The sequence below is a fragment of the Longibacter salinarum genome (assembly GCF_002554795.1).
Taxonomy (GTDB): domain Bacteria; phylum Bacteroidota; class Rhodothermia; order Rhodothermales; family Salinibacteraceae; genus Longibacter; species Longibacter salinarum.
Genome location: NZ_PDEQ01000005.1, coordinates 222,945 through 239,795 on the forward strand (window position 1 = coordinate 222,945; position 16,851 = coordinate 239,795).

Annotated in this window: 11 protein-coding genes; 6 read left to right on the forward strand and 5 right to left on the reverse strand. The window is 60.8% G+C overall.

Annotated features, from left to right (window positions below; translation table 11 throughout):
- Positions 1 to 328: 328 nt before the first annotated feature.
- From CRI94_RS11005 to CRI94_RS11020, 4 genes are all read right to left on the reverse strand, one after another.
- Entirely contained in the window at positions 329 to 1,501 is a 1,173-nt protein-coding gene (locus tag CRI94_RS11005; protein ID WP_098075758.1) for a dipeptidase, read from the reverse strand.
- Positions 1,502 to 1,596: 95 nt separating this feature from the next.
- On the reverse strand, positions 1,597 to 3,123 hold the full coding sequence (locus tag CRI94_RS11010) for a TolC family protein (protein ID WP_098075759.1): 1,527 nt from the start codon (positions 3,121 to 3,123) through the stop codon (positions 1,597 to 1,599).
- Between the two features lie 27 nt (positions 3,124 to 3,150).
- Positions 3,151 to 4,503, reverse strand: coding sequence for an ABC transporter permease (locus CRI94_RS11015; protein ID WP_098075760.1), 1,353 nt, complete (start codon positions 4,501 to 4,503; stop codon positions 3,151 to 3,153).
- A 40-nt stretch (positions 4,504 to 4,543) separates the two neighbouring features.
- Positions 4,544 to 5,905 (reverse strand): efflux RND transporter periplasmic adaptor subunit, encoded by a 1,362-nt coding sequence (locus CRI94_RS11020; RefSeq protein WP_098075761.1) that lies wholly within the window; start codon positions 5,903 to 5,905, stop codon positions 4,544 to 4,546.
- A gap of 498 nt (positions 5,906 to 6,403) precedes the next feature.
- Here CRI94_RS11020 and CRI94_RS11025 point away from each other — a divergent pair, with 498 nt between their 5' ends.
- The 4 genes from CRI94_RS11025 (at position 6,404) to CRI94_RS11040 (ending at position 13,103) form a co-directional block, all read left to right on the forward strand.
- The gene (locus CRI94_RS11025; RefSeq protein WP_098075762.1) at positions 6,404 to 8,659 is read left to right on the forward strand and encodes a winged helix-turn-helix domain-containing protein; all 2,256 of its coding nucleotides are present in this window, start codon (positions 6,404 to 6,406) and stop codon (positions 8,657 to 8,659) included.
- A 337-nt stretch (positions 8,660 to 8,996) separates the two neighbouring features.
- Positions 8,997 to 9,821 carry a fasciclin domain-containing protein gene (locus tag CRI94_RS11030; protein WP_098075763.1) on the forward strand — a complete coding sequence of 275 codons (825 nt, stop codon included), beginning with the start codon at positions 8,997 to 8,999 and terminating at the stop codon, positions 9,819 to 9,821.
- Between the two features lie 167 nt (positions 9,822 to 9,988).
- Positions 9,989 to 10,366 carry a hypothetical protein gene (locus tag CRI94_RS11035; RefSeq protein ID WP_098075764.1) on the forward strand — a complete coding sequence of 126 codons (378 nt, stop codon included), beginning with the start codon at positions 9,989 to 9,991 and terminating at the stop codon, positions 10,364 to 10,366.
- Between the two features lie 142 nt (positions 10,367 to 10,508).
- A complete protein-coding gene (locus CRI94_RS11040; RefSeq protein WP_098075765.1) occupies positions 10,509 to 13,103 on the forward strand; it encodes a bifunctional aspartate kinase/diaminopimelate decarboxylase in 2,595 nt (864 codons plus the stop codon).
- Between the two features lie 73 nt (positions 13,104 to 13,176).
- On the opposite strand, the gene CRI94_RS11045 is transcribed toward CRI94_RS11040, so the two are convergent.
- Positions 13,177 to 13,380, reverse strand: coding sequence for a YgaP family membrane protein (locus tag CRI94_RS11045; RefSeq protein ID WP_245846164.1), 204 nt, complete (start codon positions 13,378 to 13,380; stop codon positions 13,177 to 13,179).
- A gap of 251 nt (positions 13,381 to 13,631) precedes the next feature.
- Here CRI94_RS11045 and CRI94_RS11050 point away from each other — a divergent pair, with 251 nt between their 5' ends.
- Positions 13,632 to 15,326: an Rqc2 family fibronectin-binding protein gene (locus CRI94_RS11050; protein ID WP_245846165.1), complete on the forward strand. Its 1,695-nt coding sequence runs from the start codon at positions 13,632 to 13,634 to the stop codon at positions 15,324 to 15,326.
- A gap of 460 nt (positions 15,327 to 15,786) precedes the next feature.
- On the forward strand, positions 15,787 to 16,836 hold the full coding sequence (gene mltG, locus CRI94_RS11055; RefSeq protein ID WP_098075767.1) for an endolytic transglycosylase MltG: 1,050 nt from the start codon (positions 15,787 to 15,789) through the stop codon (positions 16,834 to 16,836).
- The last annotated feature ends 15 nt before the right edge of the window (positions 16,837 to 16,851 follow it).

Genomic DNA, 16,851 nt, shown 5'->3' on the forward strand with positions numbered 1-16,851 from the left:
CTATGTACGAAATGAGAACTCCACAATCAAAGAAACGTGAAGATTCTCCCGGTGTCCGAGCACGACCACCATTCGTTTTGCCACGATGATGGGCGTTTAGATGGAGCACGGATGAACACGATCAAGCTTTGAGGGATCCAGGTCGCCCGTAAAGGTGTGGAGGATCAACCCGGGTCTTTCTGGACCATTCTCTAAAAGAAAGGCCCCCCGGAAATGAACACACTGGATAGCGCCACAGAGGACCGCTCCCGCCACGCGATAAAGTTCCTTCCCAACCCAGCGCCGAGGGTCGATTCGTTTTGTCATTGCCAACGGCGCACGCTGCTTTTCACCGAACCGGCAACGTACGTCGGAGCAGCCGAACGACGTTGCCGCCCATAATCCGACGGATTTCGCTTTCGGAAAACCCTTCTTCCAGTAATGCGTCCGTCAATACAGAGAGTCCGCCCGCATCGAATGGGGGAGTGACCGTCCCATCGAAGTCGCTTCCGAGGGCGACATGCTCCACGCCGACGAGATCGGCAACATGACGCATTGCTCGCGCAATCGCAGATGGATCGGTGCTGCACACGACCGACGGCCACGTCCCGACGCCAATCACACCATCTCGGGCGGCGATGGCGCGAATCTGCCGATCCGACAGGTTGCGCGGCGTATCGCACGTGGCACGGACGCCGGTATGTGACACAACAACCGGGCGATCGGTCATCGCCAGAACCTCGTCGATCACCTCTGTCGAGGCATGCGCCAGGTCGATGAGAAGCTTCCGCTCCTCCAGCCTCCGCACGACCGAGCGGCCGAACGGCGTCAGTCCTCCCTTCTCCATTCCGGTCGCCGATCCGCCAAGTCCATTGTCGTGCAGGTGAAGCAGGCCCATCATCCGGAAGCCGGCATCGGCCAGCACGTCCACGTTGTCGATATCTCCCTCCAGCGCGTGCAATCCCTCGATCGCGAGGATACCAGCAACCCGGTTCGGCTCATCAACCCGGGCCATCATGGCGTTCTCCAGATCTGCCTGCGTGCGAACGATGGTGAGCTTATCGCCAGAGCGGTCGGCAAAGTCATGCAGGCGCTTGGACTGATAGAGCGCGCGCTGCAGTAGACTCGTCCACGTCCCGATCGGCCACCGCTGGGCGGCCACGAGGTAGGTGATTTGATCCGAATCGGACGGCGTGCCCTGGTAGCTTCCCGTCGGCACCTTCGTCACGACCGAAAAGGTCTGGAGTCCGACATTTCCGGTTTGAAGCCGATCCAGATCTGAGTGGCCCCGCTCGTACGACGACAGCAGATCTCGATTCCAGAGTAGAAAATCGTTGTGGAGGTCCGCCACCATGAGACGCTCGTGCAATGCCTTACCGGCATCCGACGCCCGAAACGGTGGCTCAACACTTGTATCGTTGTACCGCGCATCGACGAGCGGCGCGACGACGAAGAAAAACCCGATGACAGCCAGAAGCAGAAGGACGGAAACGACGTACGCAGCAACTCGAAGCATAGACATTTTTCGGCATCGTCCGGGGCTCACGCGAAAACGAGTGGTTTCGCGAACATACCGCTTCTTTTCCTGAATTGCAGGTGTTGTACCACATCGACCCGTTAGTTCTGCATCGCCAGATCTGAAAGTGTCAGTCGACGAAGGGTGTAATACTCGACCCAGAAATTACGGAGCGTTTGCGCATATGCGCGCCGGGCCTGGTCTTTCTCACGCTGCGCGTTGAACAGGTCCGTGATGCTGATTTTACCGACCGTGTAGCGATTCCGAGACACCTCAAATCGGCGGCGCGCGACGGTCGCCGCCCGTTCCGCCGTCTGCACCTGATCGCGAAGCTGCTTCACGCGGAGCACCTGGAAGTACACCTCGTCCTCCAGCTCCTCGCGCTTCCGTTCGTTATCGATGCGCGTGCGCTCCAGCTCAGCCTCCGCCGCTTCCACGCCCTCGCTGCCCCGCCCCCAGCGGTACAGCGGCATGCGAAAACTGATGCCGAATTGCTGCTGATCCAGCGGATTCCGGTACGCATCGTCAAGGGATGGCGCCGACTGGTTGAGCCCGTATCGCGCGATGAGCGTTGCCGAGAATCCGGTGCGTCCCTTCGCCTCGGCGACGTCGCTCTGCGCCAGCACCATCCCCCGTTCGAGTTCGGCGAAATCCGGGCGTCGTGAGCGTGCCCGCTCCACGGCCACGTCCGGCGAAATCTCAACCGGGGGCAATTTTTCGGGCGGCCGAGCATGTGCTAGACTTCGCGCCTCCCTTCCAAGCGTGCGCTGAAGAGCCTGACGCGCCTGCTCGAGCTCGATCTGAGCCTCCTGCCGGGCGGTCTTCGCATTCAGCAACTCCAGCTCCGTCTGTAGCAGCTCGTTCTCGGCAATGCGTCCGATGTCGAATCGTCCCTGCGACAGCGTGTAGATCGTGTCGTTGACCGCCACGTTGAAGTCCGCAATCTCTGCGTTGATTTGCGCGATGTAGAGCGCGAAGTAGCGGTCGGCCGTGGTCACGGCTACGCGAGCGAGATCCTCATTGAGCGTCTTATTCGCGACCTCAAGCTGGAGCGGAGCGAGGCGGCGACCCCAGCGGTCGCTATTGTACTGAAAAAGCGGTTGCTCCAACCCAATCGAGAATGGCGATGTCTGCCACTGCTGGAAATTGGCACGGTCCCCAAACTGATTTACGCGGCTGAGCCCGGACCGAACGTTGATTTCCGTTCCGGTCCACGGGAGGACCTGCTCCAGGCTCAGGTTTGCTCTCGAAAAAGTCCGGCTCTGCTCAACGTAGCGGACGGAACCATCATCCTGAACGACGTCCGTAATGGATCGCTCAAGTCCCGGTGCGCTTCCGGTTAACGCAAGTGACGGAAGATAGGCAGCCTGCGTCGCGTTGAATTGCGCTTCATCTGATCGGTATGCCAGTCGAGCCGAGGCGGCAGCGGGGCTCTCCGACTGTGCGCGGGCGATGGCCGCCTGCAGCGAAAGGGAGTCGGACGATGCCGGACGTATCTCCGAGCGGAGGGAGGGCTGCTGTGCCCACCCGTTCACTACGCCGGGGAGAAGACAGACGAAGATGAGAACAGACACTCTCATATGAACCGGGACGAAGCGAATACGGGTAAACACGGGACGTTCGGGCATGCGCGGATGGTTTCGCGTGCCGACGTATTATTCGTGGCGAAGAGCGACCACCGGGTCACGCTCCGCGGCCCGCTTGGCAGGCAAGTAGCCGAACAGGAGCCCGACGCCAGCAGACACCACGAAGGCGAGAAGCACCGCGGGTAGCGTTACGATCGTCGGGATGTCGGTCGCAGCCTCGATGCCAACGCTAATAGCGATTCCGAGGCAAATGCCCACCACGCCGCCAATGCTCGAAATCGACAGCGCCTCGACCACGAACTGAACCGTGATATCCCACTGCGTCGCCCCGACGGCCCGACGAACTCCGATCTCACGGATGCGCTCCATCACCGACGCCAGCATGATGTTCATGATGCCGATGCCACCGACGATGAGCGAAATCGACGCAATGGCGGCGAGGACAACGTTGAAAACGGTTTGCGTGCGACGCTCCTGGGCAAGTAGTTGCTCGGGGACGACGACCTGGTAGTCGACGACATCATTGTGCCTTCGCTTCAACATACGATCGACCACCTCCGCTACAGGGCGAACGTATCCCGATCCCGCCGTGCGGACAACCAGCCGGTCGATCTGATGGCCGACCTCCATCTCCGCCCCTCGGTAGCCGCGCCGTTGCGCGAAACGGGTCGAGTTGGCATCGCGAGCGGCCGCCTCAAGATCGCGACGACTCAGGCGCGACCGGTCGACATACCGGGTAAGTAGCGTCGACAACGGCGTGTAGATATCGTAGTCGTAGTCGCGCAACCCCAGCGACTGCCGACTCTCTTTTGACAATCCCCGCGGCTGCATGACCCCGATCACGGTCAGCCAGATGTCACCCACCTTGATTCGTCCGCCGATCGCTTCCTCTTTGGGGAAAAACCGGGCTTTGACCTTCTGCCCGATGACGGCGACAGGTTTTGCGGTGCGAAGATGGTCGTCCGTAATGGCCGTTCCCTCCGCGACGTCAACCGACGAATGGAAGTATGCCGGCGTCACGCCCACGATCTTCGTCGTGCGTCGAATCCCCGCCTGAATGGCGGTCGTCTCGAAGACCGTTTCCGGACTGATGCTTTCCACCCCTGGCACGATGTCCTCGATGCTTCGAGCATCCGCAAGCGTGAGTCCGGGTGAGTAGGGGCGCGAGCCGTCTTCTTCTGCATCGTCCTCCGATACCGTGCCCTGCTCCTGCTCGACGATCGGCGTGACGATGACGTTCGTCGCTCCGAGAATGCGAATCTGCCGCAGGATCTCCTGCTCTGCGCCATGACCGATCGCGAGCATCGCGATGACCGAGCCCACCCCAAAGATGATACCGAGCGAGGTAAGAGCGGCGCGGAGCTTGTTTTGCGCGATGGCCTCGAACGCGTTCGTAACGTTGTACGTCAGTTTTTCTAGCACGACGAAGAGGGAAGCGTTGACTCAGTTCGGGAGGGACACGCTACCTGCTTCCGCCGGGGGGCGGCAGAGGAGAATTGACAAACAGCGCCCCGGTCCCCCCGCTGCCAGACCCATCGGCGGACGCCGAACGGGCGTCCTCAGAACGCGGTTGCGCAGCCTTCAATCGGTGAAGAGGCAAATCCGACGTATCCCGTGGGATGGAAAGAAAAATTCGATCCTTCGGCTGCACCCCCTGCTCGACGATGGCGCTGTTGTCGTTAATCAGTCCGACGTTCACTTCCTGGCGCACGACGCCGCTGCCTTCGCGGAGAAAAACATACGTCAGCGAGTCGCCCTCTGAATGCAGCGTTTCGATTGGGACGTGAAGCGCGCGCTCCCGCTGTGCGACCAGGATCGTGTTGCTCGTCGTCATCGCTGGGCGAAGCGTCGAGTCCGACCCGGCAATCTCAACGATGACCTCGAACACCTTCGCGTCGCTGTTTGGGCGCTGCTGACCGATGTTCGCTACTTTCGAGACCCGACCGGACAGCTTCTTGTCCGGATCGGCATCGAGCCCGATCGTGACCTGTTGCCCCGGCTGCAGCTTCTGAACGTCGACCTCGTTCACGAACGTCACCGACTCCATCACCGACAAATCCGGCAGCGTTGCCACGACCGGATCACCGTAGCGCGTGCTGCTTCCCTCCGTTACCTTATCGCCCTTCCAATCACGGTGATAGACAACCATTCCAGACGTGGGCGCACGGATCGTGAACTTGTTGCTCAACTCGTTCAATTGCTCCATCTGCCGCCGGTCTTCAAGCAACTCCGCCTCCACCTCGCGCATCGTCGCCTCCGCTCGCCGAACCTTCGTCTTATAATTGACCTGGGCCTTCTCATAATCGCGCTGCGCGCGCTCGTACTCGATCTCTGCCCGGCGCTGCACGGACGGGGCCTCGTACTGCGACTGCTCTTTATTTAACTTCGCCTCCTCCATCACAAACCGGAGGTCGACGATGGCATCACGAGCCTCGCTGAGGGTAAGCGTCGTATCCAACTGCGCCTGTTCGAACTTCGAACTTGACTTCTGGAGACTGAGCCGCGCCTCTTCCGTTTTCTCCTGCAGGGGCGAACGGTCCAGCTCTGCCACAAAATCTCCGGAATCAACCTCCGTTCCTTCATCTACAAGCTTCGCAATCTCCATTTCAAAAATACGAACCCGACTGGCCCCCGACGGGCCCTTGATCTGAACCGAGTTCTTCGCCTGGAGCTCACCGGTCGTCGTCACCTCCACACGAAAAGGTCCCACATCCGGCGTCGTAGTTAACGGCTTCGACACGACACCTTCGTCGCCCGTCCACCACCCAACGCCGACTAGCAGGACAAGCACCAAAAATCCGATTGCGTACGTACGTCTTTGCATCGGTCGTTCACGCGGCAACACGGGGGTAAAGATGGGAATGCGCACAGGACAGCGTCCCTCGCGCCGTCGTCAATACGCAGGCTATACATCGACAAGACTTCTGCCGAACGATACTCTGCCATGACCCGCCCACAATTTCGAGACGAGTTGAATAACACAATTAGCACAGCAGTCCTTCTGACAAGTATACCATATAAACGTTCCACAGAATCTTTCGGCTAAGCTCATACACTGTATGTATTTCTGAATAGAGCATTAGCGCACAATAAAATATCCAATCATCACTGCCCGCCGGGTAGACTTCTACGTAGTTTACTATGTCGAGGCGACAGGCTCTCCTTGCCGGACGGGTTCGGGTTGCGCGAGCTTGATCCAGCCTTCGGATACCGGCAGGAACTGGCAGAAAGACGCACGGGTTGGCGGACACGAACCTGTCGGCCTTCCCCCTCTCTCCCCGACGGGCCCCGGTTCGTTCCCGCTTTTCGTACAACTGTCCTTATGCGTCACGACTCGCTAGACGCCTCTCTCCCCGGTCAACGATTTAAAGTTGGAGACTGGACGGTGGAGCCGTTGCTCAACCAGGTGACCCGCAACGGAGAGAAGCATCGACTGGAGCCGAAGGTGATGGATGTGCTGTGCCTTCTGGCCTCCAAGGTGGGAGAAACGGTTACCAAAGAGGAGTTCATGGACGTCGTCTGGGCAGACACCGTCGTCACGCCCGACGTCCTCTCGCGCTGCATCTCGGAGCTCCGCAAGACCCTCGGCGATGATTCCCGAAATCCGAGGTATGTCGAAACGATTCGAAAGACCGGGTATCGCCTGATTGCCCCGGTCGAACCGCTCCCGTCGGATGCGTCGGATGCCACGTCCTCGTTTCGCACGGAAGAATCGGGCGTGGAAGAGCCCGACACACCGACGGACACAGCACGGAGAACCATCTCATCGATCAGCCGGCCACTTGCGTCGAGCGACTCGATTCTCACGTCGCCGCACACGTGGGTTGTCCTCGTGCTCGTCCTCATCGCTGCCGGCGTGATCGCATGGCGCGTGCTGCTCCCCGCCCCGCCAGCCGGCCCGCCGCCGCAGCCGACGCCGCTGACGAGCTTCCCCGGACAGGAGCTATACCCGGCGCTCTCCGCCGACGGCGAACGGACGATCTTCGCCTGGAATCGTGATGACGAGCCGACCGCCCTCTTCCTTCGTCAGGCCGGCGCGGAAACACCCCTTCAGCTGACAAACGGTCCACTCGACTGGTCACCCGCATGGTCACCCAACCGACGGTTCCTCGCCTTTGCCCGGGAAGAAAGCGGTCGAAACGGCGTGTTCGTGGTCCCATCCATCGGTGGTAGCGCGCGCCAGATTGCGGATCTCGGCGTTCGGGAGATCGACCGTGTGGCGTGGTCGCCGGACACCTCGGCCAATCATCTCGTTATTTCCGCTCAGATCGGCCCGTTTCGCCCGTACGCACTCTTTCTGGCCCCCCTCGACCGCGATACCCTCGTTCAGTTAACGTCGCCCCCAGCGCAGAGCCTCGGGGACCGGCACCCTGCCTTTTCTCCCGACGGTAAGCGCGTCGCCTTCACGCGTAGCCTTTCCACGCAGACGCAGGACACCTACCTGCTGTCGCTGTCGGACACGACCATTTCGCGCGTCACGCAGGATAGCTCGGTCATCACGGGACTGGACTGGCTGACCACAGATGAGCTCGTCATCGCTTCCCGCCGGGGTGGTTCGTCCGCCCTCTGGCGCGTTCCGCTGGACGGCGACGATCCGGCCTGGCTCACCGACGCCGGCGAAGGGGTCGATATTCTGCATCCATCGATCGCACGGGATGTCGGCCAGATTGCGTACGCGCGACAGATGCTGCATACCAACATCTGGTCGCTTCGTGGCACGTCGGCCGAGGCCCTGATCTCGTCAACGCAGTGGGACTCGCACCCTGACATTTCACCGGACGACGAGCACGTCGCGTTCGTATCCCAACGATCCGGGAGTCCGCAGGTCTGGACGGTGGCGGCCGACGGCGAGAGCCCGTCTCAACTCACCTCAATGCGTTCGACCGCCATCAGCACACCACGGTGGTCGCCTTCCGGAGAGAAGATCTGTTTCGTAGCGAGGGAAAACGGTCGGTCGAGTCTCTTCCTCGTTGATGCTGAGGGAGGACCTGTAACGCGTCTTACCTCGGCTGAAACGGTGGACCGGATGCCGCACTGGGGTCAAGATGGCCGGCACATCTACTTCAGTTCCGCACGCAAGGGTGCATGGTCCGTCTGGCGGATTCGCGTCGAGGACGGAACGATCCAGCGGGTGACTCCCTTTCCGGCACTCGCCGCGCAAGAGCATCCGGACGGTTCTTCGCTGTACGTCGTTCGCCCCGACACTCTTGGCATCTGGCGCTATCCGCTTCGCGAGACCGTTGTCGACACGGCGAGCTCCGATTCTCTCGCGGTCCCCTCCTCCATTCTCGACACGTCTGCAGCACCGATCCGTGTCGTCCCGGATTTTTCGCCACGCGAATACGCTAACTGGCGCGCTACGAATGTCGGGGTCGTTGCGCTCGATCGTTCCCGCGATCAGATCACCGTGCGGCGGTATCCTCCAGGCGGAGGTGAAGGCATCGTCCTCCACGTGCTGGGTCACGTCCCTGAACACCCGGCTCTGGCGGTATCACCCGACGCGCGATGGGTACTTCTTTCCCGTCACGACCAGCGGGAGAGTGATATCGTCTACCTCGATATGGACTCGGACGAGTAGAACAGCTCGCCCTTTTTGACCCGATTGCGACCGGCTCGCGGTTTCCTCTTTCTCCGCGACCGTTTCTTTATTCCAACATTCTAACCCGCGCTTACTCTTTCCTTAGAACCTTTAGGTTCATGAGGATTGCTACTGAATCTACTGAGCGCAGATTTAGGATGTCAGATCGCAAAAGTCTTAGGTCGGCGAAAAACGAATCATCAGGCGAATTACGGCAAACCATTCGGCCATCCTAAGAGCATATCCGCGAACGGCCCGGTTGCAATGAGCGACATCAAACGAGATATACCTGCAACACTCGTTCCGTCCTTCTACCGTACCGCTTATAGCGACCGTCATGCCTGCACATTCCGCATTGCAGTCCCGACTCACTTTATTCACCGCGTCACTGATCGCGACGATCGTAGCTGCGCTCGTCCTGCTGCCCGTCATGGCTCATGCACAGAACGAAGACGAGCCTCGTAAGGACCGGTCGAATCAAGCCACATCCGATGCTCGCATGCAAGATGCAGCACAATCGGGTACCAAGCCATTGCTTGAAACGCTTGAAGAGAAGCAGTCCTACAGCACGTTCGTCGATGCGATGAAATCGACCGGTCTTGCCAACGCGCTCAGCTCCGGCGGCCCGTACACCATCTTTGCACCGACTAACCAGGCGTTCCAATCGCTCGATACAGACCTGTCCAGCCTGAGCGACCAGGAGCTTGTCACGATTCTTCGTCGACACATCGTGGTCGGCAACGTACCATCCGGTAAGCTCAATGGGCAGTCGACGCTTCGCGTGACGACGGGCGATCAGCTTGCTATCGGTGAAAACGGTGCGACGGTCGGAGACGCCCGCATTGAAACGCCCGACATCAAAGCGACCAACGGCGTCGCGCACGGTATCGATAAGGTCCTGATGCCGGCGGCGAACGAAGGCGGAGAGCAGGTGCGTCGTCCGTCCGAGAAACCTCCGATGGATAAACCGGAGAAGCCCGAAGAAGACACGTCCACCGCTGGGACTCCGCCGATGATGAGCGACCTTCGGATGCCAGCTGTACGGATAGACACGACCGAAAAAGACACCACGGAGAAAGACACGACAGACACGACCGATGCCGTCATCGGCAGCATCGCCGTCGATCGTCAATCCCTTGCGGACGCCGGCTTGATGCGTTAGCTCACGCATCTTCGGCTTAGCGTCCGTACGTCGCCCGGTCTGGAGTATCGGGTAACGGCTACTGGAGAGAGGGCCGTTACCAGTCTCCGACCGGGCGTTTTTTATCTGCATCGTCCGCGGGTCACCGCGATGGTTGTTCTCACATTCCCCTACATGAGACACAGATCATGAGCCTACACGTAAATCCTTCGCCCCGTACTTCTCGTGCCCGGATCGTCTCGGACCTGCGACTCACCGGAGCACGGTCAACGTCGCCATCGATCACGCCGCGTCGCGGCTCCTCCGAGGTGACCGTTCAATTCGCCGGCATCTGGGATAGCAGCACACGCGACACCGTCCTTCGAGCCATCGGATTCGTAGAAGATCAATTCACCGACCTCTTACCGCAGGACGATCCCCGCTGGGTCATCGTTCGGAGTCGGACGCCGAAAGGCTTTCACGTTGTGGGACATCGCGTCGGCATCTCGGCCGTCTTTGAACACACCGACGTGAACGGGCTATCACTCGCGATCCGCCACCATTTCACAAGCCGCTTAAAGGCATAATCAGATGCTCGCCCTGGATCCGGCCTGCGGATTTCTGACGAACCCGACACGTGTCTCGACAACACGCCGCGAGTTCGGACCCGTGGTACGGGGGCTAAGGTAAGGACAGCGTCGTATTTGCTTCCCTCGACCTGTCTGCTTCATGCCCGACGCCTCATCCTGGATTGTTCTGAAGTTCGGTGGTACGAGCGTTTCCACGCCGGACCGCTGGAAAACCATCGCCCACATTGCTCGACGCTATCGCGATGATGGAGTCCGCCCTCTCCTCGTGTGCTCGGCATTGTCCGGTATTTCCGACAAGCTGGAGATGCTTGCCGATCCCGATGCGGAGGCGGCGCCGGACGATGTACTGGCTGCCATCCGAACTCAACACCTGGAATTGGCGGAGCGCATCGGCGTGGATGGCGAGACCACGCTCGGTGCTAGTTTCGCTGTGCTCGAGGAACGAGTTGAGGCAGTGAACGCGTCCGGCCGAATCCACCCGCAGCAGCACGCGGAGATTTTGGCCATGGGCGAGCTCATGTCCACGCGACTCGGAAGCGCCTTCCTCGCTACGCAGGGCCTCACACCGCACTGGATGGATGCGCGAGAGGTCCTGCGGGCTGAGGATGAAGCCCACGTGGCTCCGGCCCGACGCTATTTGTCGGCAACCTGCGCCGCGTATCCCGACGGTGTCCTCCAGAACCACCTCGACGGCCAGGACGCCGACGTTTTCATCACGCAGGGCTTTATCGCGAGCAATCCCGTGGGCGAAACGGTTCTCCTCGGCCGCGGAGGGTCGGATACATCCGCCGCGTATTTCGCCGCCAAGCTCGAAGCAGAGCGGCTCGAAATCTGGACGGATGTCCCGGGCATGTTCACCTCGAACCCGCGCGACATCCCGTCGGCTCGCCTCCTGAGGCAACTCACGTACGCCGAAGCCCAGGAGCTGGCGACGATGGGAGCGACGGTCCTCCACCCGCGCTGCCTCGCGCCCGTTCGGCGATATCAGATCCCGCTCCACGTCCGCTCGACGGACGCACCAGACCTGGAGGGAACGGTCGTTTCAGATGCCGTGCCGCACGACGGTCCTGAAGTCAAAGCCATCTCGTCGAAAGATGGAGTCACCGTCGTCTCGATGGAGACGCTTGGCATGTGGCAACAGGTCGGATTTCTGGCCGACGTCTTCCAGATTTTCAAGCACCACGGACTCTCGGTCGACCTCGTGGCCACATCCGAGGCCAACGTCACGGTCACGCTCGATCCGATGGCGAATGCGCTCGACCCGGACGTGCTCGACCGGCTCCTTCACGACCTCAGCGCGTACTGCGAGCCGAAAATCATCGAGTCGTGTGCGGTGGTGAGCCTCGTCGGCCGTCACATTCGTTCGATGCTGCACGAGCTCGGCCCGGCCTTCGAGGTCTTTGACGAACAGAACGTACATCTCGTATCGCAGGCTGCCTCGGATCTCAACTTCGGCTTCGTCGTCGACGAGGACCAGGCCGAACGCCTCGTGCGACAACTCCACAGGCAGCTCTTCGCCACTCGAGCCCCGGACGCGACGTTTGGACCGAGCTGGCAGGAACTCTTTGACGCCGAGCCCTCGAAGACGAGCGGCGCCTGGTGGCGCGATCGTCGCGATGAGCTGCTCTCGATCGTGAAAGCATCCGGAGAGCCGTCGTACGTCTACGACGAGGACACGCTGCGACGAAACGCACGCCACGTCCGACGCCTCGGCGCACTCGACCGGACCTACTACGCGGTCAAGGCCAACCCGCACCCGCGTGTGCTGGAAATTCTGGCTAACGAGGGCATCGCCTTCGAGTGTGTCTCGCCTGGTGAAGTGCAGCGGGTACGTGAGGTACTGCCCGATCTACCGGCGGATCGCATCCTCTTTCAGCCCAACTTTGCGGCGATCCACGAATACGCGGACGCATTCGACGAAGGCGTCCACGTGACGCTCGACAATGTCGAGCCGCTCGCGCGGCACCCGGAGGTCTTTGCCGAGCAGGATCTGTTCGTGCGCGTTGATCCCGGCCGGGGTCACGGGCATCATCGCCACGTCCGAACGGCCGGGGCCCAGTCCAAATTCGGCATCGTCCCAGACGAACTGCCCCGCCTCCGCCGCCTCGCCAACCAATGCAACTGCACGGTCCGCGGACTGCACGTTCACGTCGGCAGCGGCATCACAGATGCCGGCACGTGGCCGGATATCGCCGGTTTCCTGGCGTCGCTTGCCGCCGACTTCCCCAATGTACGGACGCTCAACGTGGGCGGCGGGCTCGGCGTACCCGAACGCCCGAACGCAACCCCGCTCGACCTCGGCATTCTGGACAAGCGCCTCAGCGAGTTCAAACAGCAGCATGCGTACGATCTCTGGATGGAACCCGGTCGCTTCCTCGTTGCCGAGGCGGGCGTCATGCTCGCGCCGGTGACCCAGACGAAATCGAAAGGTTCAGTCCACTACGTCGGACTCGGAACGGGCATGAACAGCCTCATCCGTCCGGCACTCTACGGCTCGTACCACGAGATCGTGAACCTGTCGCGCCTGGGCGAACCGCTCTCTATGACCGCGGACGTGGTGGGACCTATCTGCGAGAGTGGCGATGTCCTCGGCCGCAGCCGCCGACTACCAGACACCATGCCGGGCGACATCATCCTCATCGCAACGGCCGGAGCCTACGGCGCGAGCATGAGCAACCACTACAACCTCCGTACGCCGGCGCGGGAAACCATCCTCGAGACGGTTTCGGCCTGATCATGCATTTTCCAACAGCGGCACGCTGCTCGAACGGAGCAGAACGCCATCCGGTCGAAGACGAATCCTCCCGTCATCCACTCGATGCTTTCTTTCGGCGCGTCGAAAGACCAAAGGGCAGGTAGATCGGGCAGGAACCGACGCTGCTGGTCAGTATGAAGGCAATCGCGATAATGCCGAGGATGGTGGCGGTCAGACCGGAGATCTGACCGGTAACGTAGAGCACACCGATCAGCACGGCGATGCTCACGCGAATGATTCGGTCGAGGGTACCCATGTTCTTTTTCATAACAATCGGCCTTCCGTGGGTGAGAAAAGATGGACTCGTATCACACCGTCATTATACGAGGCTTTCGACGCCACGATCTGTGATCTGTGTCACATAGACAACGTCGCGGGCCCGCTGTACCCTATGACCGACTCTGACGCTTAAGAGTTGCAGCGTTGATTTCCATTCTCTAGCATCTACGCTCCGCACCGCAGCCCTCATTCGCTCTGGCGAACGAATTGACGCATGAGGCGTGCGAGGTGGATGCCTCTCCTGCTCTGCCTCCCGGACGCTTCCTTCTCCCTGTGGTCGATAGCTACTTTACGTTGCGCGCCCTCGTCCGTGAATGGCAAACGGACCTCATCGGCACGACCATCATCGACGCGTACTCGCAGTCGAAAAATGAGCTGACGCTCGCCATGGCCGATGGAAAAAACGAGTGGATGCTGCGAAGCTCGATCCAGCGGCCGATGATCTTCATCTTCCGCACGGACCGCTACTCCAAAGCGCGCAGGAACGTCGCCACCCTCTTCCCAGACGCCTCCGACCGGAAGATCACGGATGTCAGAATCGCCGATCGCGACCGGATGCTCTACCTCGACCTGGAGGGTGGATACCGGTTTCAGTGGCAACTCTTCGGGGCCCGCGCCAACGCGTTTCTGATCGACGAAAACGACAGGACCGCCGAAGCCTTCCAGAATGACGAGAAATATTCGGGGGACGAGGCACCCAGTCCACGAGCCGCTCCCATGCCGGAGACGTTCGCCGACTTCGAGGATCGCTGGCGCACCAATAGAAACTCGACGCGGCAGGCGATCCAGTCGGCCGTGCCTCTCTTCGGCCGGCTCCCAGCGCAGGAAACGGTTTTCCGCGCGGGCGTCGAGACAGACGACCCGGCCGACACAACCGAAGACGAACGCCGGGCTCTCTTCGACGCGTCGCAGGACCTGATTGCCGACTTCGAGAACCCGTTGCCCGTCATCTACGGCAGCGGACAGTTCCCCGACGCGTTCGCCCTCGCCCCGATGCACCATCTAGACGCGAATGGCGCCAAATCGGAGACCTTCGACACCGTCGATCACGCGGTGGCTTCGTTCGTGAAACGGAAGCTGGCCGAACGGCACTACCACCGGCTGTACGACTCGCTCGAGAACGCACTCCGCGAAGCCGCCGAGCATTACCGCGAGAGCGCGGACCGCATGCTGGAGGAGCTCTCGAATGAAAGCCGAGCCGACCGCTATGAGCGCTGGGGACACCTTCTGATGGCGCAGCAGAACGCCGTCGATCCGGGCGACGAGGAGGTCACTCTGCCGGATCTGTTCGAGGATGGACAACCGGTCACCATTCCGCTCGACCCCGCGAAGTCGGTCGTCGAGAACGCCCAATATTACTACGCTCGCGCCCGGCGAACCCGGCGATCTCGAGAGGAAGCCGAGTCCCGTCTGGAGGAGACGATGGAGCGGGCCGAGCAGGCGAAGGCCCTCCACGATGAGATTTCGGAGATCGACACGCTCAGCGGCATAAAGGACTTTCGCAAGGAGCGGGAGGCGGATGTCGCGCCGTTCGTCGATCGCCAGGACACGAACGTCGATACCTTTCCCTTTCGGCGCTTTGATCTGGGCGACGGCTTCGAGGTGTGGGTGGGCAAAAATGCACGGCAAAACGACGAACTCACCTTCCACGTGGCGCAGAAATACGACCTGTGGATGCACGCTCGCGGCGTTCCGGGCTCCCACACGGTCTTGCACCTACCCAACCGCGATGCCGAACCCGGACGGCGCCGAAAGCACGTCGCCGCATCGATCGCCGCCTACTATAGCAAGGCGCGCGGCAGCGGCCTCGTGCCGGTCATGATGACGCGACGCAAGTACGTCCGCAGCCCCAAAGGTGCCGCACCGGGGGCGGTACGGGTTGATCGGGAAGAGGTGCTCCTCGTCGAGCCAGGACTTCCTTAGGGTTCAGGGTTCAACGTTCAGGGTTCAACGTTCAAGACAAACCACCGTCGCACGGCCGTGCGACGGTGGTTTGATACGTTCATAATCTGCTTGGCGGATGGATCACGAGAAAAACTGAGTGCTAAGGTTCACGTCCCAGGTCATCGTTCGCCACGGACGCAGTCGACACGGTGAGCGACATCCACGACGTCTCACTGTTGTGATCGTCGAGAGGACCGACCGTCGGGACGTCCGTTCCCTTGGGTGGCCGGCAACTGTCCGCCAAACAGATTCTCACCAACCAACGAGTTAACGTCACGTCCAACGGTTCAACGGTACAACGTCTTAACGACCCAACATCTCAACTCACAATCCACAATCCACCATTCACAGTCGACCATAAAGAACAGAACGCGAGGCCTGAATCTTGCGTAATCACTGTGCGGAATCTCCCTCTATTTTGCCAGTTGCTCTTTTCTGAATGACCGTTAGCAAGCGCCTTATTTACGTTGCGGCCGGGCTCGTTGGGCTCGCCGCTCTCCTTGCCGGAATCGGCGCGTGGATCGTCTTCGGCCCGAACACCCCGGCATACGAGGGCGAACGCACGGTCACAATTCCCCAGCGGGATTTCGACGCAGCCGTGGACTCCCTCGATGCCGCCGGTCTGCTAGCGTCGGAGTCGACGTTTCGCCTGGTTGCGAACGCTACCGGCTGGGACCAGCAGATCAAGCCGGGCCACTACGCCTTCGCCTCGGGCGTCTCATCGTACGACATCCTCGACACGATCCGGAAAGGACTGCAAACGCCGGTCCGCGTAACCATTCCGCCCGGGCGTGGTCCCCGCATCGTGGCCGCGGTGATGGGGCGCAACCTGAAGTTCTCGAAGGATGACTTCCTCTCCACGCTTCACGACAGCACCCTTGCGCGCGAGCTCGACGTAGACCCGGGTCATCTCTTCGGATACATGCTTCCGGCGACCTACGAGTTCTACTGGCAGACGCCCGCAGATGAGATCGTCCGGCGCGTCAAACAACACTTCGACGCGTTCTACCAACGCGAGCTGGCCGATGCCGCAGCCGATGTCGGACTCACGAAGCTCGAGGTGCTAACGCTCGCATCCATCGTGGAATGGGAGGCGTACGTCGAGGAGGAAAAGAAAACGATCGCCGGCGTCTACATGAATCGTCTCGAGGATCAATGGCCGCTGCAGGCCGACCCGACGATTCAGTACGTGCTCATCGATACGAAGGGAAGCCGCACGAGCCGCGTGCTGTACGAACACCTCGAAATTGAGCACCCGTACAACACATACATCAACGGCGGCCTGCCGCCCGGACCGATCACCAATCCGGCACGATCTACCCTTCGGGCGGCGGCCAGCCCGGAATCGCACAACTACTACTTCTTTGCTGCGGACGGCTCGGGCGGACACCGGTTCAGCCGAACGCTCCGCGAGCACAACCAGGCGGCCCGAGAATACCACAGGAAGCTGGACGAGTGGGAGCGCGAGCGGGAAGAACAGGAAGAATAGTCGACCCCCCACTGC